The sequence below is a fragment of the Falsiroseomonas algicola genome (genome assembly GCF_011040385.1).
GTDB classification, from domain to species: Bacteria; Pseudomonadota; Alphaproteobacteria; order Acetobacterales; family Acetobacteraceae; genus Falsiroseomonas; species Falsiroseomonas algicola.
In genome coordinates this window covers 25,005-48,522 of the sequence record NZ_JAAIKB010000006.1, presented here as the reverse complement: position 1 = coordinate 48,522, position 23,518 = coordinate 25,005, and the positions used below count along the sequence as shown (strand labels likewise).

The following is a 23,518-nucleotide window of genomic DNA, read 5'->3' as shown; positions in this document are numbered from 1 at the left end:
CCGCTGCCTCCTGGTGGGGGGTGCAGGGGGGCAACGCCCCCCTGCGGGACCGTGCCATGACCCCCATCACACGCAGGCGCCTCGCCAACTTTCGCGCCAATCGGCGGGGGTTCTGGTCGCTCTGGATTTTCCTGTTGTTGTTCGTGGTGACCTTGTTTGCCGAGGGTATTGCGAATGACCGGCCCTTGGTCGCGCGGGTCGATGGGAAGTGGTTGTTCCCGGTCGTGGTGGGTTATGCGGAGGAGGAGGTCCTGCCGGATGGCTTGCCGGTGACGATGGACTGGCATGATCCGGAGTTGCGGAAGGAATTCGCGGATCGCGGGGGCTGGGCGGTCTGGCCGATCATTCCCTACCGCCATGACACGGTGGTGCGTGATCTCGGCCGGCCGTCGCCGGCGCCGCCCTCGGCAAGGAATTGGCTGGGCACGGACGACCAGGGGCGGGACGTGCTGGCGCGGGTGATCTACGGGTTCCGGATATCCGTGCTGTTCGGCTTCTCGCTGACCCTGGTGAGTTCGGTGATCGGCATCGCGGCGGGGGCGGTGCAGGGGTATTACGGGGGCTGGGTCGATCTCGGCTTCCAGCGCTTCATCGAGGTCTGGTCGGGGATGCCGCAGCTTTATCTGCTGATCATCCTGGCCAGCGTGATCGAGCCCAGCTTCTGGACCCTGCTGGTCTTCCTGCTGCTGTTCAGCTGGATGGGGCTGACGGGGGTGGTGCGGGCGGAGTTCCTGCGGGGCCGGAACCTCGACTATGTGCGGGCGGCGCGGGCGATGGGGGTGTCGGACACGGCGCTGATGGTCCGCCACATCCTGCCGAATGCGATGGTGGCCACGCTGACGTTTCTTCCGTTCATCCTGTCGGGCTCGGTAACGGTGCTGGCGAGCCTCGATTTCCTTGGCTTCGGCCTGCCGCCGGGCAGTGCCTCGCTGGGGGAACTGGTGTCGCAGGGCAAGAACAACCTCCAGGCCCCCTGGCTCGGCATCACCGCCTTCTGCGTGCTGGGCGGCGTGCTGACGCTGCTGATCTTCGTGGGCGAGGCGGTGCGGGATGCCTTCGATCCGCGGAAACTTCCGGGAGGAGGACGGTGACCGACGCCATCCTGAAGGTCGAGGATCTCTCCGTCGCTTTCCGCGGCAAGACCGTCGTGGAGGGCGTGTCCTTCCAGGTCCATCGCGGCCGGACGCTGGCGCTGGTCGGCGAATCCGGCAGCGGCAAGTCGGTGACGGCGCTGTCCTGCCTGCGGCTGCTCGGCCCCGGCGGCAGCAATCCCGCGGGGCGCATCACGCTGGACGGCACTGATGTGCTGACGGCGGAGGGTGAGGCGCTGCGGCGGCTGCGCGGCGGCGTGGCGGGCATGGTGTTCCAGGAGCCCATGACGTCGCTGAACCCGCTGCACACGGTCGGCCGCCAGGTGGGGGAGGCGGTGACGCTGCACCGGCCACTATCCGGCGCGGCGCTGGACCAGCGGGTGATCGAGCTGCTGACTCGCGCCGGCTTCCCCAAGGCGGCGGACCGGCTCGGCGCCTATCCGCACCAGCTCTCGGGCGGGCAGCGCCAGCGCGTGATGATCGCGGCGGCCCTGGCCAACGACCCGGCGCTGCTCATTGCTGACGAGCCGACCACGGCGCTGGATGTGACGATCCAGGCGCAGATCCTGGAGCTGCTGCGGGACCTCAAGCAGCGGCTCTCCATGGCGCTGCTGCTGATCACGCATGATCTGCAGATCGTCCGCCGGCATGCTGACGATGTGGTGGTGATGCGCCACGGCAAGGCGGTGGAAGCCGGGCCGGTGGCCGAGGTCTTCGACAACCCGCAGCACGACTATACGAGGATGCTGCTGGCGACGGAGCCCCGCGGCCGCCCCGCACCGGTGCAGCCGACTGCACCCGAAATCCTCCGCGGCGAGGACATCAGGGTCCATTTCCCGATCAAGCGCGGCGTGCTGCGCCGGACCGTCGCGACGGTGAAGGCCGTGGATGGCGTCTCCGTCTCGATCCGGGAGGGTGAGACGCTTGGGCTGGTGGGGGAGAGCGGCAGCGGCAAGACGACGCTCGGCCTGGCCATGCTGCGGCTCGAATCCTCGGAAGGCCCGATCCGCTTCGAGGGCCGCGACATCCAGGGCCTCGACCGTGGCGCGCTGCGGCCGCTGCGCCGGCGCATGCAGATCGTCTTCCAGGACCCCTATGGCAGCCTCTCGCCCCGCATGACGGTGGGGGAGATCGTGGGGGAGGGGCTTCGCGTCCACGAAACACTTTCCGCGGCCGAGCAGGAGGCGCGGGTGGCGGAAGCGCTCAGGGAGGTCAACCTCGACCCCTCCATGATCGAGCGCTACCCGCATGAATTCAGCGGCGGCCAGCGCCAGCGCATCGCCATCGCCCGCGCCCTGGTGCTGAAGCCGCGGCTCGTGGTGCTGGATGAGCCGACGAGTGCGCTCGACGTCTCGGTCCAGGCGCAGGTGGTGGAGCTGCTGCGGGACCTGCAGGCGCGGCACCGCCTCGCCTATCTCTTCATCTCCCACGACCTCCGCGTGGTGCGGGCGCTGGCGCACCGCATCGTCGTGCTGAAGGATGGCCGGGTGGTGGAGGAAGGGGAGGCGGAGGCGGTTGTCGCCGCGCCGCGGGAAGCCTACACGCGCGCCCTGATGGCGGCGGCCTTCGACCTTTCCGCCGCCGGGGGAGAGGGCCACGTCCGGACATGAGTGATGCGCCATTGCCGGAGCAGGAGCCGGATCCCCGGCCGCCGCTCGATCTGCTGCGCGCGCTACTGGACAGCCAGGTGCTGAAGCTCGGCGTCCATATCCGCAAGATGAATTCGCCGGGCAGCCCCGTGTACCAATACGCCGAGAACATCTGGCCGGCGGCCGGCATCCTCACCGCCTCCTTCGCGGGTACCGCGCTGGTGCATTGGTATGTCGGTGCCGCGATCCTGGCCGTGGGCTGCTGGTGGTGGATCGCCAAGGTGCAGCCGCGCATCCGCGATGGCGTCTTCGAACGCACCAGCGCCTTCGCCCTGCAGTCGGAAGAGTATTTCGACGCGCTCTGGGCCAAGGGTGTCCTCAGCCTCTATGCCGAGCTGCCGGACGGCCGGAAATTCGCCGCCACGCGGCGTGACGATTGGCGCGGCTTCGTGCGCCTGCTGACCAGGGAAACTGCCTGATGGCCGTTCTGCTCTCCACCAAGGCCGCGACGATGGATTGGTGGCGCCGCGCGCTGCTGGCCGTCGATCCGACGCTGGATATCCGGATGTTCCCCGATGCCGGCGACCCCGCGGCGATCGAGGCCGCGGTGGTCTGGACGGCGCATGACATGGCGGAGCTGCGCCGCTACCCCAACCTGAAGCTCATCGTCTCCATGGGTGCGGGCGTGGACCACCTGCTGCGTCCGCCCGGACCGCCGCCGGGCATCCCCGTGGCGCGGCTCGTGGACCGGATGCTGACCACGCAGATGGGCGAATGGGTGCTGCTCAACGTGCTGCGCTTCCATCGCCAGGACCTGGAGTATCGCGCGCTGCAGGCGGCGAAGCGGTGGGAGGAGCTGCCGGCCCCCGTCACGGCGGAGACCCGCATCGGCATCCTCGGCCTGGGCGAACTCGGCACCCATGCGGCCGGGCTGCTGACGCGGCTCGGCTTCCCCGTCATGGGCTGGACGCGACGGCCCAAGACGGTGGAGGGGGTGCAGAACTTCCATGGCGCCGAGGGCCTGGCCGCGATGGCGGCCCGGTCCAACATCCTGGTCTGCCTGCTGCCGCTGACGCCGGAGACGCGGGGCATCGTCGATGCGTCCCTGCTGTCCCGCCTGCCGAAGGGCGCCTTCCTGATCAACGGAGCGCGGGGCGGCCACGTCGTGGACGCCGACCTGCTGGCGGCACTGGAGAGCGGGCAGGTGGCAGCCGCGGCGCTGGACGTGTTCCAGCCGGAACCGCTCCCGGCCGAGCACCCCTATTGGTCGCACCCGAAGGTGGTGATGACGCCGCATGCCGCGAGCATCACGATTCCCGAAAGCGCTGCGCCGCAGGTGGTCGAGAATCTCCGCCGTGCCCGGGCGGGCGAGCCGCTCATGAACCTGGTGGATTTCAACGCGGGCTACTGACGCCGAAGTAACGATTCTGGTTGCGGCCCCGAACCGGTCGCCGACCTCGCCCTGTCGGGCGAGGTCGATGCGCGGTATCAGCCCGCGCGGCGAGCCTCGGCGGCCGGCGCCTCGGCAGCCGGGGCGCTCTCGCGCGCCGTCTGCTCGGCCTGCGCCATGATGCTGCGCATGTCCCGAAGGAAGGACGCGCCCTTCAGGGTGCGCTGCACCAGCACGCTGCGGCGGTCCATCGGGTCCACCTTGCGGCGGGCCAGATCGAGTTCGCCGAGTCGGTCCAGCGCCCGCGTGATGGCGGGTTTGGAGACGTTCAGCTCCGCCGCCAGGCCGCGCACGGTGTGCGGGCCGTCGGTCAGGTAGACCGTCAGGAACACGCCGAGCTGCCGGGCGGAAAGGTCGGGCCCATCCCGGCGGACAAGGGCGACGACGGTGTCGCGTAGGATGCCGACAAGCTGGTCGGCCGAAGTTTGCGTTGCCATGGTCTCAAATCCTTCCTCGGCGCGCTTCCGGCTACCGGGTGCCGCCTTCGATGGCGCGCCCTGGCGGCCCTTGGCGCGCCCTTCCGATGAATCGCTCTGTGAAAGGTGCTGCCGCTGTATGCTCTTCTGAGAGCGTTTTGAGGCAGAAAGTTCCCGTTTCATCTCGATTTCGTTACCGTCAAGGGTTGTCACGGTGAAGGAGCAGGGCGGTCACGGCGCGTGCGAGGGCGCGCGCAGCCTGGATTTCCCCCCCCTCCGGGCGTCCGGGTCGGGTCTGGTCGTTGTAGGCGTACAAATCGACATGCGCCCATGGCAGATCGTCCGGCACGAAGCGGCGCAGGAACAGTGCGGCGATCACGGCACCTGCCATGGGCTTCGTTGCGACGTTGTTGAGATCGGCGATGTTGCTGTCCAGCCAAGAAACGTAACTTCTATGTAATGGCAGCTGCCACACGGGATCCTGCACGTCCAGGCCGTAACGGAGAATGGTCTTCGCCACTTCCGCGTCGTCGGAGAACAAGGCCGGCAGATCAGGCCCGAGCGCGACACGCGCTGCTCCCGTCAGGGTTGCCGCATCGATCACCAATGCAGGTGACTGTTCCGCCGCGAAGGCCAGCAGGTCGCACAGCACCAGCCGGCCTTCCGCATCGGTATTGCCGATCTCGACCGTCAGCCCCTTGCGGGTCGCGATGACGTCCATCGGCCGGAAGGCGGTGCCGGACACCGAATTCTCCACCGCCCCCACCAGCAGCAGCAGCCGGATCGGCGTGGCGGCGGCCATCAGCATCTCCGCCACCGCGATCATGGTGGCGGCGCCGCCCATGTCCTTCTTCATCCGCAGCATGGCGGCCGCGGGCTTCAGGTCCAGCCCGCCGGTGTCGAAGCACACACCCTTGCCGCAGAGCGCGAGCAGCGGCGCATCGGCGCCCGCCCCCGGCCCCTGCCAGCGCAGCACGGCGACGCGGGGTGCGCGCGGGCTGCCCTGGCCCACCACGGCGACGGCGGGGAACCCCTCCGCCAGCGCCTGCCCCTCGATCACCTCGCAACTCGCGCCGTAGTCGGCGGCCAGGGCGCGGACCGCCTCCGCCAGCTCCTCCGGCCCCAGATGCCCGGCGGGCGTGTTGATCAGGTCCCGCCCGCGGCAGATCGCGCGGGCCTCGGCCAGGGCGGTGTCCGTTCCGGGCGGCTGCATCAGCCGCGCGGGCTGCCGGGGCGGCGTCTTGAAGCGGGAATAGCGGTAGGCGCCCAGGCACCAGCCCAGCAGCGCGGCGGGGGCGTCGGCCTCCCCCTCCAGCCGCCAATCCGTGCCTTCCGGCAGCGCCATCGGCAGCCCGCCATAGCTCCAGGGGGAGGATGGCTCCTCGCCCAGTCCGGCCACGGCGCCCTCGATCCCCGTGCCGCCGGGCAGCAGCCGCACCTCATTCGCCTTGGCGGCGAAGCCGCTGGCGCGCAGGAAGGCCGCCTGGCCGGGCGCCAGGCGGTCCAGAAGCGCCGGCAACCCGGCCTTGGTCACGAGGTGCAGCGGCAAGGCCGCCGCATCGGTCCCGGCCAGGGAAGCCGGGATCAGGCAATCAAGCATCGCGTCTCCGGTGGCGGTCGCTCCGCCAGGATTGTCCAGATTCCCCGATGGATTCTGAACGATGTCTTAACATCCCCGCATGATGCAACCCATGATGGCGTGATCACGGTTGCGATACACCCGCTGGTGGGGGCTGTTCCGCGGCCCCGCGGCATGCCCTTCCTGGCCGTCCGGCCCGGTGGTAGGGCAGCGCATGCGGATCCTGCTGTGGTACTGGGGCCGGCGCGGCGGCGGCGCCCAATTCTCGCTCGGCCTCGCGCGCGAGCTGGCGGGCCGGCCCGATATCGGGCTCAGCCTGTCCGTCTCCGCACAGGGCGAGTTGCTGGATGGATTCCGGGCCATCGGCGCGCCGATCGACATGGTTGACACCTATCGCGGCCTTGCCGGATTCGCCACCGGGCTGCTCCGCGTTCCTGGCCTGGCGCACCGACTGGTGGATCAGGCGCGGGGCGCCGACCTCGTGCTCTCCGGCATGACCCATACCTGGACCCCGCTGGTGGCGCCCGCCCTGGCAAGGGCGGGCATTCCCTTCGTGCCTGTGGTGCACGACGCGGCGCCGCATCCCGGCGATCCGGCCTTCGCCTGGGGCTGGAGGCTGCGGCGCGAATTGGGGGCGGCCCGCGCCGCCGTGGCGCTGTCCGACGCCGTCGCCGCGACCCTGGGGCGGGAGGCTCCAGGCCTGCCCCTGATCCGCATGGCGCTGCCGGCCCTGATCGAGGCGCCCACGCCGGCGCCGCGTGGCCCAGGCCAGGGGATCCGCCTGCTCTTCTTCGGCCGGTTGCGGGCCTATAAGGGCCTCGACCTGCTGCGCGACGCCTTCCGGCAGTTCCACGCCGGCCATCCCGGGGCGACGCTGCGCGTGGTGGGGGAAGGGGATGCGGAGGCCTGCGCGCCGGGGCTTTCCGCCCTGCCCGGCGTCACGGTGGAGGCGCGCTGGGTGGCGGAGGATGGCATCGGCGCGCTGCTGGCCGAGGCCGATGCGGTGGTGCTGCCCTACCGGGAGGCGAGCCAGTCCGGCGTCGCGCCCCAGGCCCTGGCGCTCGGCATCCCCGTGGTGGCGACGCCTGTCGGCGGCCTGACCGAACAGGTGCGGGAGGGCGAGGGCGGCGTGCTGGCCGGCGCGGTGACGGCGGCAGCCTTCGCCGCGGCTCTCGACCGCCTGGCGGAACCTGGTGCCCTGGCGAGGCTCGGCCAGGAAGCACGCGCGGCCGGCGGGCCGGACTGGGGGGCGGAGGTGGGCCGGCTGGTCGAAGGCCTCGACGCGGTGGTGCGTCAAGGAAGCCTCAGCGCGGGATGACGACCCCGGTGCTCCATTGCAGGATGCCGAGCCCGAACACGACGGCACCGATGCCATAGACGACATTGGCCGGGGTGGGCGTGAAGCGCAGCGCCGCCAGTGCCAGGGTGCCAAACAGCGCCCGCCAGAAGGACGCGCCGAGCATCAGCAACCCGATGAAGGTGAAGCCGATGAAGCACACCACACGCAGCGCCCGGATCATGCCCCGCCTTTCCCGATGAGGCGCCCTTCTGGCCCATGCGCGGCGGCCGGGCAAGCGCCGCCGGGCGAGGGGTGAACCGCCTCTATCCCAGGACTTCCGGCGCGGAGGCGCGTTCCACATCCGCCTGGTGCAGCCCGGCCGCGCCGAAATCGTCCCATTCATCGCCATCCCAGGCATAGTCGTATTCGCTGCCGAGCCCGCTGCGGCCGCTCGGCTGGCCATTGAGGTGGCCGTAGTAGTAGGTGGTGAGCCAGGTGGCGGAGCCTGCATCGTAATAGGCCGCGGTCCACACCGTGCCGATGCCGACATCGGTGCGCGTCGTCGCCGTCTCGGACTGGATCGTGTAGGTGCCGTTGGGCCGCGCGATCGTGTCGCCCGGGGCGTAGGTATCGGCATCGGCCAGCACGATGCCGGTATAGGCATCGCCGCTGGTGGCGCGGAAGATCCAGTTCACCATCATGGGCCGCTCGACATTGGCCAGCAGCGCGCCCCCGAGCCCGAAGCTGTCCCATTCGTCGCCGTCCCAGGCCTGGTCGCGTTCGCTGCCCAGGCCATTCGTGCCGCTGGCGGTCCCGGCGACGTTGAGGTTGTAGGTGTTCAGCGTCATGCCGGCGGAGGCGTCGTAGTAGTTGAAGATCCAGACCGTGCCGAGCGCGCCGGATGGCCCCTCATAGGCCGCCTCCCGCAGGATGCTGTACTGCCCGTTCGCCGTCGTGATGGTGTTGCCGACCGCCATGGTGAGGCTGTCGGCGATGGTGGAGCCGTTCCACTGGTCGCCATTGCTGGCCGTGAAGCGCCAGGCGAAGACCTTGGGCCGCTCGATGTTCGCCAGCATCGTGCCGCCCAGGCCGATCGGGTCCCATTCATCGCCATCCCAGGCCTGGTCGCGTTCGCTGCCAAGCCCCGCCGTCCCGCTGACCGTGCCGAGGACGTTGAGGTTGTAGGTGGCAAGCCAGGTATCGACGGAACTGTCGTAGTAGCCATAGATCCAGGTCAGGCCGCGATTGCTGCCCGGCGCCTCGAAGACGGCTTCCCTCAGGATGGTGTAGTGGCCCTGGGCGGCGGGGATCGTGTCGCCGATCGCATAGGCGTCGTGGTCGGCGATGGTGGTGCCGACATACTGGTCCCCGTTGCTGGCCGTCAGGCGCCAGGCGAAAGCCCTCAGCCGGTCCACATTCGCGAATTGGCCGCCGCCGCCGAAGCTGTCCCATTCATAGCCGTCCCAGGCCTGGTCGCGTTCGCTGCCCAGGCCCTGCCGGCCGCTGACCGTGCCGAGGACATTGAGGTTGTAGGTGGCGAGCCAGGTATCGGACGAGCTGTCGTAGTAGCCATAGACCCAGGTCAGCCCCTGGTGGGTCGCCGGCCCGTCATAGGCCCCCCTGGCGCATGATGAGGTAGGTGCCGCCGGCGCCGGCGAGGGTGTCGCCGATGCCGTATTCCGATTCATCGGCAATGGTGGTGCCGACCCACTGGTCGCCGTTGGTCGCCGTGAACCGCCAGGCATAGGCGAGCGATCGTTCGACACTCGCCAGCAGGGCACCCCCCAGGCCGAAATCGTCCCATTCGTCGCCGTCCCAGGCGGTATCGACCTCGCTCCCCAGGCCGCGGGTCCCGCTGGCCTGGCCGGTCACGTTGAACTTGTAGGTGCCGAGCCAGGTGTCGGCGGAGGCATCGTAGTAGCCGAAGACCCAGACCGCGCCCTGCGCCTGCACCGGCCCGGCATAGTCCACCTCCCGCATGATCAGGTACTGGCCGTGATCGGTATCGATGGTGTCGCCGACGCTGTAGGCCGTGCTGTGGCCCACGGTGGTGCCGACCCATTGGTCGCCATTGTCGGCGGTGAAGCGCCAGGCGAAGACCCGGTCGGGCTGCCGGTCCGCCTGCAGCGCGCCCCCCTGGCCCACCGGCACCCAGGCGGTGCCGTTCCAGGCCCGGTCCCATTCGGTGCCGAAGCCGCCATAGCCTGCGGGGCCTGTCGATCCCGTCTCCAGCGTGAACTGGATGTCGGCGTGGAAATCCGTGTAGCTGACGATGGTGATCGTGCCCTCGACCCCGGCGCTGCCCAGGTCCCGGCCATAGGGGCTTTCGGTGTCGATGCGGTAGGTGCCATGCGCCGTGCGGAAGGTGTCGCCGACATTCCAGTCGCGCGTATCGGCCAGCAGGGTGCCCTGCATGATGTCGCCGCTGTCGGCGGTGAAGGTCCAGGTGAAGAGGCTGTCCGCCACCTCACCGGGGTCCGCCTGGTCCGCCCCGCCACTGCCGAAGCTGTCCCAGGCGCTGCCGTTCCAGGCGGCGTCGGTCTCCGACCCCAGGCCGGCGATGCCGGCGGCCGCACCCTGCCCGTTGCGGGTCACCAGGAAGACGCCGGAGGAGTCCCGGTACCAGGCGACGGCGATCCAGCCCTCGTCCTGGCCGAAGGGGGACATGTCGGTCGCCTGGACCACCTCCGCCACGATGGTGTAGCGCCCGAAGGCAGTGTTCAGGACGGAGCCGACATCGTAGCGGGTGCTGTCATCGACCAGCGTGCCCCCCCAGCTGTCGCCGGAGTTGGCCGTGAAGGTCCAGGTGAAGATGCTGTCGGTCGCCGTATCCGCCGAGAGCGTCGCAGACATGCAGGAAGGTCCCCATGACCCCTGTTGGGCCATGGCTCCTGCCTATCAGCCCGCGGTGAAACCGCGGTTAAGTCGCCGCCGCGCGATCCGTGGCGCTTCCCCGCGGCGCGGTCAGGCGCGCTTCTCGAACCACATGGACCCGCCCCCGCGCCAGCCATCGTTCTGCGGGCCGAGATCGACCGGCGGTGTCGCGAACCAGGACTCGAAGGCGGCGTCCCGGCACACCCAGGCGGTGGGGAGCACGGGGCGCAGCTTGTCCGCCGCCCCGATGATGTAGGCCGCCAGGATGTAGGCCTCGCTCCAGTACCAGTTGGTGAACATGTCCGGGTAGTCCCAGGGCAGCTGGATGTCATGGACATGGATCAGCACGCCCGGCTTCACCCGCGGCAGCACGTCCAGCATGAAGACCGTCACGTCGCTGTTCATGAAGACGCGGTGCGAGCCATCCAGGAACAGGATGTCGCCGGCCTCCAGCTGGTCGAAGACCGAGAGGTCGCAGGTCTCGAGGCCCGCGCGAACGACCTCGTCGCAGATGCCGTCGATGGCGGCGCGCGGTTCTGGGTCGATGGAGACGATGCGCGTGGACAGGCCATGGTCCTGGACCGACCGCCAGGCGAAGGCGGTGGTGACGCCGGAGCCGATCTCCAGGTAGAGCTTCGGCTTGCGCTCCCCCACCAGGGTGTAGAGTGCGGCGCTGTCGAAGGGCGCGATGGGCACCCCGCGCCAGGCGGGTTCCGGCAGCCGGGCCGGGTCGAAGTCGAGCGCGATGCGGGACAGCTGCGGTGCCCGCGCCCGGATGGCGGCCAGCACCGCGCGGTAGTCGGCCTCATGCGGCCGGATCCAGTCCACGATCGGCTGCAGCAAGGGCTTCGTCTCCCCCCAGCGCGGCCGCATGTCACGGGATGGCGGGTATTCCATCGGGACGGCGACGGTGGCGTAGGGCGTGCCGGGCAACTGCGGCAGCGGCGGCTTGATGGCCGCCAGTGTCGCCTCCGCCGTCGCATTGGCACGGGCGATCGCGGCCCGCAGCTCGGACACCTCCGCCCGCAGGCTGTCCACTTCCCGGATCAAATGCCCGGTGCCGGCCATCCGCCGCAGCGGGTCGAGGATCATGCGGCGCATGCGTGTTCCACCTGTCGGTTCAAAGCTGGCTGAGTTGGCTGGTCAGAAGACCAATGGCCCGGCCACGCCGTCGAAGCCCGGCAGGCGGATGATCTCGACGCCCCGCCAGTCGAGCGTCGGGTCGGACCCGTTCAGGAAGCGCAGGAAGGGCGCGACCTTCGCCGGCTGGTCCAGCTGCACCACCCATTCGCGATAGCATTCCGCGAGGAAGGCGGTGTGGGTGTGGTAGCGAAACACGACCTCGCCATCCGCCTCCAGCCCGGCGAAGACCTCATTGTCCTTGCCGGCGGCGGCGAAATCGGCGCGCACCACGTAGCGGCCTGCCGGCAGGACCGGCGGATCGGCCAGCGTCGCGCCGCCCGCGGCATCGCGCGTGAAGCGGCTGCCCGGGATCGTCATCACCACCTCCTGCCGCTCGTCGCAATAGGGGTTGGTGGCCGCCTTCTCCTTCGGCACGAAGAGGACGTTGACGACGCCGGTGGGGGAGGAGAAGTCGCTGGCCTGGCGGATGCGCCTGCCCGTGGAGAGGTCCACGGCCACGTAGCCCGCCGCCACCAGCAGGGCGTGGCAGCGCATGTCGTCCGGCGCCTGTTCCAGCGCCATCACCGGCCGGCCTTCCGCCAGCAGCTTCGGGCAGCCGCGCAGCGCATCCAGCTCCGCGCCCTCGATGTCCATCTTCACGAAGCTGGGGGAGAGCCCGGTGGCCGCGATGAAGTCGTCGAGCGCCAGCGTCGGCACCGGCATGCCGCCCGCGCCTTCCGCCACGCGGTCGTTCAGGTGCGACCCGGCCTCGATATGCACGAAGTCGCCGCTGCGGTGCCAGATGGCGCGGTGGTAGAGCGTGACGTTGCTGCAGCCGGCCTGCACCAGGTTGTGCTGCGTGCGCCCGATGATGCGGGGGCTGGCCTCGAAGGCGCAGACGATGCCGCGCGGGCCGGCCTGGCGGGACATCTGCATGGCGAAGGCGCCGGCATTGGATCCCACGTCGAAGGCGATGTCGCCGGGCCGCACATGGTCCCGCACCGCCATCTGCACGACCGGTTCCCAGTAGGAGCGTTCCCACCAGGCCTGCAGCGGGAAGTCGCCCACGCGGACAAGCCGCTCCATCACCTCCCGCCGCTTCGTCACCTCGCTCCCCGGCCCCTGGGTTCCGAGCAGGGTCGAGACCTCCGTGGCCAGCGCCTCCACGGTGCCGCGAAGCTGCTTGGTGCCGGCGGCGCGACGGAAGGTGTCGAGGATGAGTTGGCGCATCAGGTCATGCATCCGTTCTGGCGACGAAAGGGCCCGCCGGAGGGCGGCCCCCGCCGCTTGTGGCGGAGTGTTGCGGGGCTGTCCAGCAAACAGCCCGGCCGCTCAGCCCGGCGCGAAGACGCCCACCAGCTTGTAGCCCAGCTTCAGCGCATGCAGCCGCGCCGCATCCGGCACGCCCGCCTCCCCCGGCCGGAGCTGGTTCAGCGCCGCCGCCACCGCCTCCGGCGCGAAGGCCGCCTGGCGGTCGATCTCGCTCTGCACCGTGCCGACCTCCAGCGCCCGGAAGCCGGCGCGGGCCAGCAGGCCGGTGAGCGTCGCGGGGGTGAAATAGGACCAGTGGCCAGGGCAGACCACGCTGCTCGCCGCCCCTTCCAGCCGCACCAGCAGGCTGTCCCAGTTCGGCACCTGGATGAACAGAAGCCCGCCCGGGGCCAGCCTCTGCCGGATATCCGCCAGGAAGGGCAGGGGGCTCGCCATGTGCTCCAGCACGTCGAGCGCCGCGATCGCCTCGAACCGCGCCGCGGGGTCGGGCAGATCCTGCGGGAAGTAGCCCTCCACCACCGTGGCACCCCGCCGCCGCGTGGCGGTGGCGCCGAGCCTGCCCGGTTCCAGCCCCAGCGCCTGCCAGCCGCGCTGGCCTGCCTCCACCAGCAGCGTGCCGAAGCCGCTGCCGATCTCCAGCAGCCGCCCGCCCGCCGCGCCCTGCGCCGCCAGGCGGTCCAGGTAGTAGCGCGCCCGCGCCGTCTCCAGCTCCAGATAGGGCTCGGAGAGCCGCAGCGCGATCAGCGCCTCGTCCAGCGCGGAGGCGCGGTAGCGCCCGGCATCGGCGGCTTCCTCCATCACCTGCCGCGTGTAGGTCAGGCCGCAGCCCGGGCAGTCCAGCAGCGTCAGGCCATGCGCCTGCAGCACGGGTCGCGCGGCGCCGGCGGGGGTGCCGCAGATCGGGCAGTCCCGGTCCCGGTAGGCCCCGATGGAGCCGCCGGAAGCGGGGGGCGCCAGGGTCGCGATCGCCTCCGCCTCCCGCGCCCGGAACTCCCGGTAGGCATCGGCCAGGCGGTCCCGCATGCCGGGGATCAGGGCCGCGTCGAAGGCCGCGCGCGGATCGTCGTTCATCGCCATTCCCTGGATCGGCCGCGCCACGGGGCGCGCCTCGCGGCCTTCCCTGCCATCGCGCGGCGGCGCTGGCCAGCCCGGCGGCTCAGGACCGCCCGCCGAACAGCCGCGCCATCAGCCCGGGGGCGCGGTGGCGCGCATCGCCCAGCACGGCCGTCACCGCCGCGGCGACATCGGCCGCGAAGGGCGCCGGATCCGCCATGCGGCGCGCGAAGGCGGCGGCATCGGCGCCGGCCTGGCGGCGCGCTGCCTCGTCCCGCAGCAGCCGGATCGCCAGGTCGCAGAACCCGTCCCAATCCGTCGCCAGCAGCGCCGGGTCGCGTTGCAGGTCCATGGCCGGCATCTCCCGGGAGCGGAGCGCCACCACGGGGCAGCCCTTGGCCATGGTCTCCCGCACGCTCTCGCCGCCCGTCAGCGGCCAGGTGTCCAGGAAAAGGTCGAGGATGCGCCCCCAGGCATGGCCCGGCACGAAGCGGGCATGGACCTGCATGCGGTCGCCAACCGGGCTCGCCCTGGCGAAGGCCTCGACCGGCGCGGGATCGCCGCTGCCGCCGGTGACGAAGCGCGCCCCCGGCACGGCCTGCAGGATGCGCTCCACCGCGCGGAGGTAGTCGGGCGTGAGCTTCACCAGGCGGCCATAGACGCCGAAGACCGGACCCTCCCCGGCCAGCGCCGCCCGCTCCGCCGCCAGCTGCGCGGCATCGGGCGGCGGGGCGAGCATCGCCAGATCCCACGGGCTTCGCCAGGGCAGCAGCCGCGCCTCGCCCCAGCCCGTGCCGGCGGCGCCGATTCCGAAGCTGTCGAAGACCGCATCCAGCCCCGGCTGCGGGAAGGCCGGCAGCCCCCCCTGCAGGAAGATCTGCGCCGGCGCCGCCCGTCGGGCGAAGACCGCCACGGGCACTGCGTTGTTCATCTCCGTCACCAGGATGTCGGGCTGGATCGCGGCCAGCGCGGCTTCCGCCTGCGCCAGCCGATCGGCCGGCGTCTCCCCGCCCGTCGCGGTCACGGCGATGCCCTGGGACCGCAGGTCGAGGAAATGCTCCTCATCGTGGAAGCGCCAGGCGACGACATGCAGCTCCGCGCCGCCGGGCAGGCGCCGCAAGGCGTCCATCAGCAGCCGCGGGCCGAGGGCCATCACGTCCCGCAGGCCGGTGAACATCAGCAGGAAGGCGATGCGCGGCCGGCCGCGCCGCGGCGCGCGGAGGGGCTTGGCCTGCCGTGCGAGGCCCCGCGCCGCCGCCTGCATGCCCGGCAGCACCAGGTCGCATTGCGCGCGGTTGGAGGCCTCGAAGCACCAGCCGATGAAGAAGAGCAGGTCCGCCAGTTCCAGCAGGGCAGGCACATCCGGCGCTGGCTCCGCGCCCCAGGCCTCCAGCGCCGCGGTGATGGCCGGCACCAGCGCCTTGGCGCGCGCATCCCAGGACCAGGCGTAATAGGCATGGGCGTGGCGGATCGCCGCGACCCAGGCCGCGCGGTCCGGCACCGCGGCAGGCGGCAGGGCCAGCAGCGCCCGGAGGTCGGCCGCGAAGGCGTCATGCGCCGCCCGGGCCGCATCGCCGCCCAGCGCGGTGAAGCGGCGGATCAGCGTGCCGGCATCCTCGGCGGGCAGGGACAGGTCAGGCATGGCGAACCTAGCTGTAGAGGAGGCCCCGGTCAGGGTCTACCGTGGCGACAATCGGGCGGGGCAAGAACCACTGCGGGTTGACGCTGCGCCCCCGCTGCCCGACACGGCTGGCATGACCGATGCTGCCGTGCCGTCCGGCCCCGCGCCGGAGAAGATCCCCTTCGGCCGCCCGACCATGGTGGGACGGGAACTCGCCTATATCGAGGAGGCGATCCGCAACGGCACCATCGCCGGCGGCGGCCCCTTCATGAAGCGCTGCGAGGCCTGGCTGGAGCGCGAACTGCCGGCCCGCCGCGCGCTGATGGCCCATTCCTGCACCGCCGCGCTGGAGATGGCGGCGATGCTGGCGGAGGTCGGGCCGGGTGATGAGGTCATCATGCCCTCCTTCACCTTCTCCTCCACCGCCACGGCCTTCGTGCTGCGCGGCGCCACGCCGGTCTTCGTCGATGTCCGGCCCGATACGCTGAACATCGACGAGGCGCTGATCGAGCCCGCCATCACGCCCCGCACCCGCGCCATCGTGCCCGTCCATTACGCCGGCGTCGCCTGCGCGATGGACGAGATCATGGCCATCGCGGACCGCCACAAGCTGCTGGTGGTGGAGGATGCGGCGCAGGCGCACCTGTCCCACTACAAGGGCCGGGCGCTCGGCACCATCGGCCATCTCGGCTGCCTGTCCTTCCACGAGACGAAGAACATCATCTCCGGCGAGGGCGGCGCGCTGCTGGTGAATGACGGGCGCATGATCGAGCGCGCGGAAATCCTGCGGGAGAAGGGCACCGACCGCAGCCGCTTCTTCCGTGGCGAGGTGGACAAGTACACCTGGCGGGACATCGGCAGCTCCTACTGCCCCGGCGAGATCGTCTCCGCCTTCCTCTACGCCCAGTTCGAACAGGCGGAGGGTATCATCGCCGCCCGGCGCGCGAGCTACGAGGCCTATCGCACCGGCCTGGCGAGCCTGGCGCGGGCCGGGCACGTGACCCTGCCCGCGGCCACGGCGGATGAGGCGAATGGCCACATCTTCTGGCTGCTGGCCAAGGATGCGGCGGCACGCGCGGCGCTGCTGGCGCATCTGAACGGGCGGGGCATCAACGCCGTCTTCCACTACGTCCCCCTGCATTCCGCCCCTGCCGGCCTGCGCTACGCCCGCGCGCATGGGAACCTGTCCGTGACGGATGATATCGCATCCCGCCTGGTGCGGCTGCCCATGTATCTCGGCCTGGGCGAGGGCGAGGTGGCGCGCGTCATCGACGCCATCGCGGCCTTCTATGGGAAGAACGCGTGAAAAGGGTTGCCATCGTCCAGTCCAGCTACATCCCCTGGCGCGGCGCCTTCGCCATGATGGCGCGCTGCGACGCCTTCGTCTTCCTGGACAGCGTGCAGTTCACGCGACGGGACTGGCGCACGCGCAACCGCATCAAGACCGCGCAGGGCCCGCTCTGGCTGACGATCCCGGTGAAGCAGAAGGGCAACTACCTCGCCCCCATCGACGCGATGGAGATCGCGGAGCCCGGCTGGGCCGCCAAGCACCTGCGCAGCATCGAGGGCGCCTATCGCCGCGGCGCCGGTTTTTCATCAGTCATCGACGCGGTCCGCGCCGCCTACGCAGCGGTGGCGGACCAGCCGATGCTCTCGGCCGTGAACCAGCACCTGACGGAGGCGCTCTGCGCCCTGCTCGGCATCACGACCCCCTTCCTGCGGGACGTGGAGTTGCTGCCGCGGGAGAGGCTGGACGCGCTGGACCCGACGCAGCGCCTGGTCGAACTCGCCGCCGCCACGGGGGCGACGCACTACCTCTCCGGCCCCTCCGCCCAGGCCTATCTGGATGAGGGCGCCTTCGCCGCGCGCGGCATGGCGGTGGAGTGGATGAGCTATGCGGGGCTGCCGGAGTATCCGCAGCTCTGGGGCGGTTTCGAACCGGCGGTCTCCGTGCTCGACCCGATCCTGACGCTGGGGCCGGATGGCGCGCGGGCGGTGCTGGGTGCCTAGCGAAGCGTTGCGCTGCCCCCTCTGCGCCGCGCCGGGCGCCCTGCCCGTCGCCGCACCCCGCCGGCGGTCGATGCTCAGCGACGGCGCGCTGGTGGGCGTGGTGGTCGAGCGGCTGCATTGCCGCGCCTGCGGCGCTGGCTGGCTGCCGGCACACGAGGCCGCGCGCCTGCCGCGGCGCACCTTCGGCGATGCCTATGCGCTCGGCGCCGCCCCGCCGACGGCGGCCGACATCGCCCGCGCCGGCGGCTACGCGGCCCGCATCGCCCGGCTCTGGGCCGGGTCGCCGCCGGCCTCTCTCCTCGATGTCGGCTGCGGCAATGGCGCGCTGCTGGGCGCGCTGCGGGCGCTCTGGCCCGAAGCCCGGCGCATGGGCGTGGAGGTCGCACCCCGCGTCGCGGCCGCGGCCCGCGCCACGGGCATCCCCGTCGCGCCCGCGCTCCGGCCCGGCATGCGCGCGGCGCTGGTGCTCTCGGTCAATGTCGTGGAGCACACGCCGGACCCAGGCGCCTTCCTGGCCAGCCTGCGCCGCGCCGTGGCGCCCGGCGGCGCCGCGATCGTCATCTGCCCCGATGGCAGCCAGCCCTGGATCGAGCTGCTGATGGCCGACCATCGCTGGTCCCTCTCCCCCGCCGCGCTGGAACGGCTCGCCACCGAGGCCGGGTTCCGCGTCGTCGCGCGAGATCCTGCCCCCGGCGGCTTCCAGGCCCTGCTGCTGCGCCCCGCCTTGCCGAAGCGCCTGCCGCCGCCCCGTGCCGCCATCCCCGCCGTCCCGCGCCGGGATTACCTGGCGGCCTGGCGCGCCCTCGATGCGACGCTCGCCGCGCGGCTCGATCCGGACCGCCGCCTCGTCGGCTTCGGGGTGGGGGAGGTGGCGCGGCTGCTCCGCGCCTTCGCCCCCGCGACCTGGGCGCGCATCGCCGCGCTGACGGCGGACGACCGCGCCGGGGTGGAAGGGCTGGCGAAACCCTTCATCCCGCCCGCCGCGCTCGACCCGGCCCGGGACAGCCTGCTGCTGGCGCTCCGCCCGGGCGTGCAACCTTCCCTTGCCGCCCGCTTCGCCGACTGCCACGTCATCCGCTGGGACGACCTGATCCCCCGATGAGAGCCCGGCCATGAAATCCTACGGCATCACCACCCCCGCGCCCCTCGCCGCCGACCCCGCTTTGGCGCTGGCGCTGGAGGAACTGTCCCGGATCGGCTTCACGGTGCTGCGGGATGCCCTGCCGCCCGCGACCGTGGCGGCGATGCGGGATGCGCTGGACCGCGTGCTGGCCGACCAGACCGCGCGCTTCGGGGGGGAAGAAGCCCTCTCCGCCATCGGCGATGCCGGCCAGGCCCGCGCGCTGCTGGAGGAGGACGACATCTTCCTCGAGATCCTCCGCGTCCCCGCCCTGACGGCGGTGATGGAGGCGGTGCTCGGCCCCGCGGCGCTGGTCATGCAGCAGAACGGCATCGTCATGCCGCCCGATGCGGCGGAACACCACCAGCAGAGCTGGCACCGCGACCTGCCCTACCAGTCCTGGGTCAGCACGAAGCCCATCGCGCTCGGCGCGCTGACGGTACTGGATGATTTCGACGCGACCAGCGGATCGACCCTGTTCCTGCCGGGTTCGCAGATGCATGCGGATTTCCCCTCCCAGGCCTTCGTCGATCGCTGGGCGGTCCCGGCCCATGCGCCGGCCGGTGCCATCGTGGTGTTCGATGCCATGTGCTTCCATCGCGGCGGCGTGAATCGCGGAACCCGCCCGCGCCGTGCCATCAACACGCTGCACGGTATTCCGCTGCTGGCGCAGCAGGTGGCGTTCAAGGACCGGCCGGGGCTCGAGCCCGCGCTGCGCCGACGCCTCGGCCTGGACTACCAGCCCGCCCCCAGCGCGGATGCCTGGCGTGCCCAGCGCGCCGCGCGCCTCGGAAAGACCCGTCGCTGATGGCCGACCCGATCCTCGCCGCCGTCACGGCCCATTACGAGCAGGCGCTGGCCGCCCATGGCACGACCGCCAAGGGCGTGGACTGGAAGGACGAGGACGGGCAGCGCCTGCGCCACCGCCAGTTCCTGCGGTTGGTGGAGCATGACCCGGAGGCCAGCATCCTCGATCTCGGCTGCGGCTATGGCGATTTCCTGCCCTTCCTCCGCGCCCATGGCCATCGCGGGCGCTACGTCGGGCTGGATGTCGCACCCGCCATGGTGGAGGCCGCGCGGCGCCTGCATGGCGAGGGTCCGGACCGAGCCTTCTTCCTCGGCACGGAAAGCCCGGAGCCCGCGGACTACGCCATCGCGAGCGGCATCCTGAACGTCATCCGCGGCGCCGATGCCCCCGCCTGGCAGGCCTATGTCGATGGCGTGATCGAGGGCCTGGCCCGCGCATCCCGCCGCGGCTTCGCCTTCAACATGCTGAGCCTGAACAGCGACCCGGAGCGCCGCCGGCCGGACCTGCACTATGCCGACCCCGCCGCCATGCTGGCCGCGATGATCGCGCGCCATGGCCGCCACGCGGCCGTCTTGCAGGATTACGGCCTCTGGGAGTTCACGCTGCTGGTCCGTCACCCCTCCCAGACCGCGAGCCCGAAGCCTGTCGCGCCGTAGCCCGCGCCGTTGAACAGCAGCCAGCGCCGGCCGAGCAGGTCGAAGACGCCGGGATAGGTGACGGCGCCGGCTTCCCAGCCATCGGGTTCCGCGGTGATGCCGCCGGGGTGCCGCCGCCAGGCCAGCCCATCCGCGCTGGTCGCGCGGCCGATTCCATAGGGCCCGCTTTCGGTCCGCGCCGCGAACCACATGGCGAAGCCGTCCCCGTCCCGGACCACGGAGGGACGGACCGTTGCGATCTCCTCCCCCTCGGGTGGGATGCAGATCTCCGCCTCCCGCCGCCAGGTGATGCCGTCGGTCGACCGCGCGGCGCGGATGGCGTGGCTCATGTCGGCCTTGGCGGCGCCCCAGGATTGGTGCGTGCCGTACCACAGGCGCCAGTCATCCGCGGCCAGACGCAGCACCCAGGGGTAGGACAGGCTGTAGGGATCGGTGATGTCGCGGTCCATGACCGGCCCGGCCGAGAGCCGCTCGAACCGCCCGGTCTGCGCATCGCCGACGGCGACGCCGATGGCGTTCCGCCAGGGCACCGAACCCCCGACATTCCAACCCATGTAGTAGAGCCGGTCGCCATCCGGCCCCGGCACCACGCAGCCCATGCCACATCCCGCATCGTCGAAGGCGCCGAGGCCGCCAGGCGTGAGCACCGGCCGCGGTGGCGCCTCCTCCAGCCGGGGCGCTTCGCCCACCCGCAGCACGAGGGACCCGATGGCGGAGCGGTTCGCCGCATCCCGCCCGCTGTAGAAGACGCGCACCAGGTCGCCCCCCAGCGGGTGCGCGACGGGCAGCGCGGCATGGCTGGCCAGCGCGGGATCGGCGCCGGGTGCGGGTGGCGCGAAGACGCGCCCGATCCGCCGCCAGGCCATCAGATCCGCTTCAGCCGGTGGCTCGGCACCTTGGAGATCTCGGTGCCGCCCGGCGAGAGCACCGACCCGTCCGGAATGTCCTGCAGCACCAGCGCGCCGGCGCCGATCACGCAATCCGCGCCGATCGTCACATGGTCCCGGATGGTCACGTTCACGCCGATGAAGCTGCGCGCCCCGATGGTCACCCCGCCGGACACCACGACATGGGAGGCGATGAACACATCCTCCGCGATGGTGCTGTGGTGGCCGATATGGTTGCCCGACCACAGCGTCACGTTCCGCCCCACGCTGGCGAAGGGCTGGATCGTGTTGTCCTCCAGGATGAACTGGTTCTCGGCGGGTTCGAAGGTGGAGAAGCGGGTGGCGCGGCTGCTGACGTAGTGGGCGATGCCGTAGCCCCGTGCCTTCCCCTCATCGACGCGGGCGCGGCGCAGCTTGTTGAGCTTCGTGTAGGCCAGGGCGACGAAAAGCTCGTATTCGGCCGGGGGGAAGCGCGCCTCCAGCTCCTCGAACGCCACCAGCGGCAGGCCGGCGAAATCGGGCGTGGTGGCATAGGCCGAGTCGACCGTGAATCCGGCCACGCGGCGCGCCGCATCCTCCCGGAAGTACAGCGCGGCGAGTTCCGCGATCGGGCCGGTGCCGAAGACGACGATGTCCTTCAATGCCAAGCTTCCCCGCCCTGATCACCGTCCCATCATAGCGCCCCTGATCGGCCAGCGCAGCCCGCGCCGGCCTGGGGATCGGGGCTGACGGTCCGGGACGGTGTCAGCGGCAAGCAGGGCAATGACCCATCGGTGCGGGCGGCGGCGAAGGCCTTGCGGCTCCCCGCCGCCCGAAGCCTCAGCCCCAGACGCTGCCGGCTTCCGCCACCCAGACGCCGGCATTACCGAAGCCCACGATGTCGCCGCGCCCGTCGCCATTCACATCGGCGATGTTGCGGGCGAAGACGTTCTCATTGGCCCATCCGGCGTCGATGCCGAACTGGTCGGTGACCAGCGTTGCGGCGGCGAAGCCACCGCTGGCATCGCCGAGCGCCACGAAGGCGCCGGCATTGCTGAAGCCGATGATGTCCGCGCGCCCGTCGCCGTTCACGTCGGCCAGGTGGCGGGAATAGACGTTCTCGTTGTTCCAGCCCGCATCGATGCCGAACTGCGTGGTGGCGAGCGTCGCATTGCCGAAGCCGCCGCTGGCATTGCCCAGCGCCACATAGGCGCCGGCATTGCCGAAGCCCACGATGTCAGCCCGCCCGTCGCCGTTCACATCGGCCATGTGGCGGGAATAGACGTTCTCATTGTTCCAGCCGGCATCGATGCCGAACTGGGTGGTGGCGAGCGTCGCATTGCCGAAGCCGCCGCTGGCATCGCCGAGCGCCACGAAGGCACCGGCATTGCCGAAGCCCACGATATCCGCCCGCCCGTCGCCGTTCACATCGGCCATGTGGCGGGAGAAGGCGTTCTCGTCCTTCCAGCCGGAGTCGATGCTGAACTGCGTGGTGCGCAGCGAGGCATTGGCGAAGCCGCCGCTGGCATCGCCGAGCGCCACGAAGGCGCCGGCATTGCCGAAGCCGATGATGTCCGCGCGACCGTCGCCATTCACATCGGCCATGTGGCGGGAGAAGACGTTCTCGTTGGCCCAGCCCGAGTTCACGCTGAACTGGGTGGTGCGGAGCGAGGCATTGCCGAAGCCGCCGCTGGCATCGCCAAGTGCCACGAAGGCGCCGGCATTGCCGAAGGCGATGATGTCGGCACGGCCATCGCCATTGACGTCGGCCAGATGCCGGGAGAGGACCCTCTCATTGTTCCAACCCGCGTCGATGCCGAACTGGGTGGAGGCCAGCGTCGCGGGCGCGAAGCCAGACGGCGTCGCCGGCGCGGTCGGGGTCGTCGGCGTCCCCTCGGGCGGCGCGGAGTCGCGGGGATAGGGCAGCCCATCGCCCGGCGCGTTCGGGTTCAGGATCTCCGCCGCCGTCACCTGGCGATCGCTGAACTGGAACAGCTCGAAGTTCAGGACGGTGTTGGACCCGTAGCGGTCGGCGACGGTATCGGTGATCTGGAAGCCGCCATCGATCGCGGTGACGGTATAGTCGGCGCGATTGCCGAGGAAGAAGACCCGGTCGGTACCCGCGCCCCCATCGATGTAGTCATCGCCCTCGCCAGCGCGCACCAGATCGTCGCCGCCGAGCGCGAAGATGGTGTCGTTGCCCATGAAGCCCTGGATGTAGTTGCCCAGGTCACTCCCGTAGATCAGGTCGTCATGGCCGGTGCCGGCGATGCCGGAGATGTTCTCCAGCGTGTCGCGTCCGCCGAAGCCGTCATTATCCGTGGTGTTGGCGAAGAGCCTCACCACAATCCCGAAGGGAGAGGTCCAGTAGGCCGCGATGTCGAAGCCCCCCGCCCCATTGATGAAGTCATCACCGGCGGCGCCGATGATGGTGTCGTCGGAGCCTGTCCCGAGCAGCGAGTCGGGGCCGTCAGTGCCGGTGATGAGCATGTCGATGCGCCTTGGTGGGATCGGAAGCCTTCGGAACGCAACCCGCTTCTTGCGGCTCCATCACGAATTCGAAGGTGGCTCGATCTCCCTTCGTCGCCTTCCGGTGCCGGTCGGGGGAAGGCCCCGGGGCCGGCGCGGGGCCGTCGGCGCCCACCCGCGCCTGCCGCCCACAGGGGGTGACGCGGCCGCCCGGCCGCCCTAAACCGGCGCGTTGACCCGGGC

Annotated in this window: 22 protein-coding genes; 10 read left to right on the top strand and 12 right to left on the bottom strand. The window is 71.1% G+C overall.

Annotated features, from left to right (window positions below):
- Positions 1 to 56 precede the first annotated feature (56 nt).
- From G3576_RS15815 to G3576_RS15800, 4 genes are read left to right on the top strand one after another with little or no spacing between them, the layout of a single operon-like run.
- Positions 57 to 1,091 (top strand): ABC transporter permease, encoded by a 1,035-nt coding sequence (locus G3576_RS15815; protein ID WP_164695396.1) that lies wholly within the window; start codon positions 57 to 59, stop codon positions 1,089 to 1,091.
- Positions 1,088 to 2,701: an ABC transporter ATP-binding protein gene (locus G3576_RS15810; RefSeq protein ID WP_328729202.1), complete on the top strand. Its 1,614-nt coding sequence runs from the start codon at positions 1,088 to 1,090 to the stop codon at positions 2,699 to 2,701. The genes G3576_RS15815 and G3576_RS15810 overlap by 4 nt, the downstream gene beginning before the upstream one ends.
- On the top strand, positions 2,698 to 3,159 hold the full coding sequence (locus G3576_RS15805; protein WP_164695395.1) for a hypothetical protein: 462 nt from the start codon (positions 2,698 to 2,700) through the stop codon (positions 3,157 to 3,159). The genes G3576_RS15810 and G3576_RS15805 overlap by 4 nt, the downstream gene beginning before the upstream one ends.
- Entirely contained in the window at positions 3,159 to 4,091 is a 933-nt protein-coding gene (locus tag G3576_RS15800) for a 2-hydroxyacid dehydrogenase (protein ID WP_164695394.1), read from the top strand. Before G3576_RS15805 ends, G3576_RS15800 begins: the two co-directional genes overlap by 1 nt.
- A 77-nt stretch (positions 4,092 to 4,168) precedes the next feature.
- On the opposite strand, the gene G3576_RS15795 is transcribed toward G3576_RS15800, so the two are convergent.
- Both G3576_RS15795 and G3576_RS15790 read right to left on the bottom strand, forming a co-directional pair.
- The gene (locus G3576_RS15795; protein WP_164695393.1) at positions 4,169 to 4,567 is read right to left on the bottom strand and encodes a MarR family transcriptional regulator; all 399 of its coding nucleotides are present in this window, start codon (positions 4,565 to 4,567) and stop codon (positions 4,169 to 4,171) included.
- A 178-nt stretch (positions 4,568 to 4,745) separates the two neighbouring features.
- The gene (locus G3576_RS15790; protein WP_164695392.1) at positions 4,746 to 6,146 is read right to left on the bottom strand and encodes a leucyl aminopeptidase family protein; all 1,401 of its coding nucleotides are present in this window, start codon (positions 6,144 to 6,146) and stop codon (positions 4,746 to 4,748) included.
- Between the two features lie 193 nt (positions 6,147 to 6,339).
- Here G3576_RS15790 and G3576_RS15785 point away from each other — a divergent pair, with 193 nt between their 5' ends.
- On the top strand, positions 6,340 to 7,443 hold the full coding sequence (locus tag G3576_RS15785; RefSeq protein WP_164695391.1) for a glycosyltransferase family 4 protein: 1,104 nt from the start codon (positions 6,340 to 6,342) through the stop codon (positions 7,441 to 7,443).
- Here the strand turns inward: G3576_RS15785 and G3576_RS15780 are convergent.
- From G3576_RS15780 to G3576_RS15750, 7 genes are all read right to left on the bottom strand, one after another.
- A complete protein-coding gene (locus G3576_RS15780; protein ID WP_164695390.1) occupies positions 7,430 to 7,645 on the bottom strand; it encodes a hypothetical protein in 216 nt (71 codons plus the stop codon). The two genes, G3576_RS15785 and G3576_RS15780, sit on opposite strands and share 14 nt — an antisense overlap.
- 82 nt (positions 7,646 to 7,727) lie before the next feature.
- Positions 7,728 to 9,092: a hypothetical protein gene (locus G3576_RS15775; protein WP_164695389.1), complete on the bottom strand. Its 1,365-nt coding sequence runs from the start codon at positions 9,090 to 9,092 to the stop codon at positions 7,728 to 7,730.
- Complete coding sequence (locus G3576_RS15770; RefSeq protein ID WP_164695388.1) at positions 9,013 to 10,257, bottom strand: hypothetical protein; 1,245 nt, start codon at positions 10,255 to 10,257, stop codon at positions 9,013 to 9,015. Before G3576_RS15770 ends, G3576_RS15775 begins: the two co-directional genes overlap by 80 nt.
- A 111-nt stretch (positions 10,258 to 10,368) precedes the next feature.
- On the bottom strand, positions 10,369 to 11,379 hold the full coding sequence (locus tag G3576_RS15765; protein WP_164695387.1) for a class I SAM-dependent methyltransferase: 1,011 nt from the start codon (positions 11,377 to 11,379) through the stop codon (positions 10,369 to 10,371).
- Positions 11,380 to 11,421: 42 nt separating this feature from the next.
- On the bottom strand, positions 11,422 to 12,630 hold the full coding sequence (locus tag G3576_RS15760; protein ID WP_164695386.1) for an FkbM family methyltransferase: 1,209 nt from the start codon (positions 12,628 to 12,630) through the stop codon (positions 11,422 to 11,424).
- Between the two features lie 102 nt (positions 12,631 to 12,732).
- Positions 12,733 to 13,743: a class I SAM-dependent methyltransferase gene (locus G3576_RS15755; protein WP_164695385.1), complete on the bottom strand. Its 1,011-nt coding sequence runs from the start codon at positions 13,741 to 13,743 to the stop codon at positions 12,733 to 12,735.
- Between the two features lie 85 nt (positions 13,744 to 13,828).
- Complete coding sequence (locus G3576_RS15750; protein WP_164695384.1) at positions 13,829 to 15,367, bottom strand: tetratricopeptide repeat protein; 1,539 nt, start codon at positions 15,365 to 15,367, stop codon at positions 13,829 to 13,831.
- Positions 15,368 to 15,479: 112 nt separating this feature from the next.
- Between G3576_RS15750 and rffA the strand changes: the two genes are divergently transcribed.
- The 5 genes from rffA to G3576_RS15725 all read left to right on the top strand — a co-directional run bounded on the left by rffA (position 15,480) and on the right by G3576_RS15725 (position 19,940).
- Positions 15,480 to 16,652, top strand: a complete 1,173-nt coding sequence (gene rffA / locus G3576_RS15745; RefSeq protein ID WP_164695383.1) for a dTDP-4-amino-4,6-dideoxygalactose transaminase — start codon at positions 15,480 to 15,482, stop codon at positions 16,650 to 16,652.
- Positions 16,649 to 17,356: a WbqC family protein gene (locus G3576_RS15740; protein ID WP_207622852.1), complete on the top strand. Its 708-nt coding sequence runs from the start codon at positions 16,649 to 16,651 to the stop codon at positions 17,354 to 17,356. Before rffA ends, G3576_RS15740 begins: the two co-directional genes overlap by 4 nt.
- A 70-nt stretch (positions 17,357 to 17,426) precedes the next feature.
- Positions 17,427 to 18,458 (top strand): class I SAM-dependent methyltransferase, encoded by a 1,032-nt coding sequence (locus G3576_RS15735; RefSeq protein WP_164695382.1) that lies wholly within the window; start codon positions 17,427 to 17,429, stop codon positions 18,456 to 18,458.
- A gap of 10 nt (positions 18,459 to 18,468) precedes the next feature.
- On the top strand, positions 18,469 to 19,284 hold the full coding sequence (locus G3576_RS15730) for a phytanoyl-CoA dioxygenase family protein (protein ID WP_164695381.1): 816 nt from the start codon (positions 18,469 to 18,471) through the stop codon (positions 19,282 to 19,284).
- Positions 19,284 to 19,940 carry a methyltransferase gene (locus tag G3576_RS15725; protein ID WP_164695380.1) on the top strand — a complete coding sequence of 219 codons (657 nt, stop codon included), beginning with the start codon at positions 19,284 to 19,286 and terminating at the stop codon, positions 19,938 to 19,940. Before G3576_RS15730 ends, G3576_RS15725 begins: the two co-directional genes overlap by 1 nt.
- On the opposite strand, the gene G3576_RS15720 is transcribed toward G3576_RS15725, so the two are convergent.
- From G3576_RS15720 to G3576_RS15710, 3 genes are all read right to left on the bottom strand, one after another.
- Entirely contained in the window at positions 19,898 to 20,806 is a 909-nt protein-coding gene (locus tag G3576_RS15720; protein ID WP_164695379.1) for a glycoside hydrolase family protein, read from the bottom strand. The genes G3576_RS15725 and G3576_RS15720 overlap by 43 nt on opposite strands.
- Positions 20,806 to 21,468 (bottom strand): acetyltransferase, encoded by a 663-nt coding sequence (locus G3576_RS15715; protein ID WP_164695378.1) that lies wholly within the window; start codon positions 21,466 to 21,468, stop codon positions 20,806 to 20,808. Before G3576_RS15715 ends, G3576_RS15720 begins: the two co-directional genes overlap by 1 nt.
- Before the next feature lie 178 nt (positions 21,469 to 21,646).
- Positions 21,647 to 23,296 (bottom strand): FG-GAP repeat domain-containing protein, encoded by a 1,650-nt coding sequence (locus G3576_RS15710; protein WP_164695377.1) that lies wholly within the window; start codon positions 23,294 to 23,296, stop codon positions 21,647 to 21,649.
- Positions 23,297 to 23,518: the final 222 nt, after the last annotated feature.

Coding starts and splice junctions, on each gene's coding strand:
- G3576_RS15800 (WP_164695394.1), top strand. CDS start 3,159: ATGGCCGTTCTGCTCTCCACCAAGGCCGCGACGATGGATTGGTGGCGC.
- G3576_RS15795 (WP_164695393.1), bottom strand. CDS start 4,567: ATGGCAACGCAAACTTCGGCCGACCAGCTTGTCGGCATCCTACGCGAC.
- G3576_RS15730 (WP_164695381.1), top strand. CDS start 18,469: ATGAAATCCTACGGCATCACCACCCCCGCGCCCCTCGCCGCCGACCCC.
- G3576_RS15775 (WP_164695389.1), bottom strand. CDS start 9,092: ATGAATCGGAATACGGCATCGGCGACACCCTCGCCGGCGCCGGCGGCA.
- G3576_RS15725 (WP_164695380.1), top strand. CDS start 19,284: ATGGCCGACCCGATCCTCGCCGCCGTCACGGCCCATTACGAGCAGGCG.
- G3576_RS15720 (WP_164695379.1), bottom strand. CDS start 20,806: ATGGCCTGGCGGCGGATCGGGCGCGTCTTCGCGCCACCCGCACCCGGC.
- G3576_RS15735 (WP_164695382.1), top strand. CDS start 17,427: ATGCTCAGCGACGGCGCGCTGGTGGGCGTGGTGGTCGAGCGGCTGCAT.
- G3576_RS15815 (WP_164695396.1), top strand. CDS start 57: ATGACCCCCATCACACGCAGGCGCCTCGCCAACTTTCGCGCCAATCGG.
- rffA (WP_164695383.1), top strand. CDS start 15,480: ATGACCGATGCTGCCGTGCCGTCCGGCCCCGCGCCGGAGAAGATCCCC.
- G3576_RS15750 (WP_164695384.1), bottom strand. CDS start 15,367: ATGCCTGACCTGTCCCTGCCCGCCGAGGATGCCGGCACGCTGATCCGC.
- G3576_RS15780 (WP_164695390.1), bottom strand. CDS start 7,645: ATGATCCGGGCGCTGCGTGTGGTGTGCTTCATCGGCTTCACCTTCATC.
- G3576_RS15805 (WP_164695395.1), top strand. CDS start 2,698: ATGAGTGATGCGCCATTGCCGGAGCAGGAGCCGGATCCCCGGCCGCCG.
- G3576_RS15710 (WP_164695377.1), bottom strand. CDS start 23,296: ATGCTCATCACCGGCACTGACGGCCCCGACTCGCTGCTCGGGACAGGC.
- G3576_RS15785 (WP_164695391.1), top strand. CDS start 6,340: ATGCGGATCCTGCTGTGGTACTGGGGCCGGCGCGGCGGCGGCGCCCAA.
- G3576_RS15755 (WP_164695385.1), bottom strand. CDS start 13,743: ATGAACGACGATCCGCGCGCGGCCTTCGACGCGGCCCTGATCCCCGGC.
- G3576_RS15760 (WP_164695386.1), bottom strand. CDS start 12,630: ATGCGCCAACTCATCCTCGACACCTTCCGTCGCGCCGCCGGCACCAAG.
- G3576_RS15765 (WP_164695387.1), bottom strand. CDS start 11,379: ATGCGCCGCATGATCCTCGACCCGCTGCGGCGGATGGCCGGCACCGGG.
- G3576_RS15770 (WP_164695388.1), bottom strand. CDS start 10,257: ATGTCTGCGACGCTCTCGGCGGATACGGCGACCGACAGCATCTTCACC.
- G3576_RS15790 (WP_164695392.1), bottom strand. CDS start 6,146: ATGCTTGATTGCCTGATCCCGGCTTCCCTGGCCGGGACCGATGCGGCG.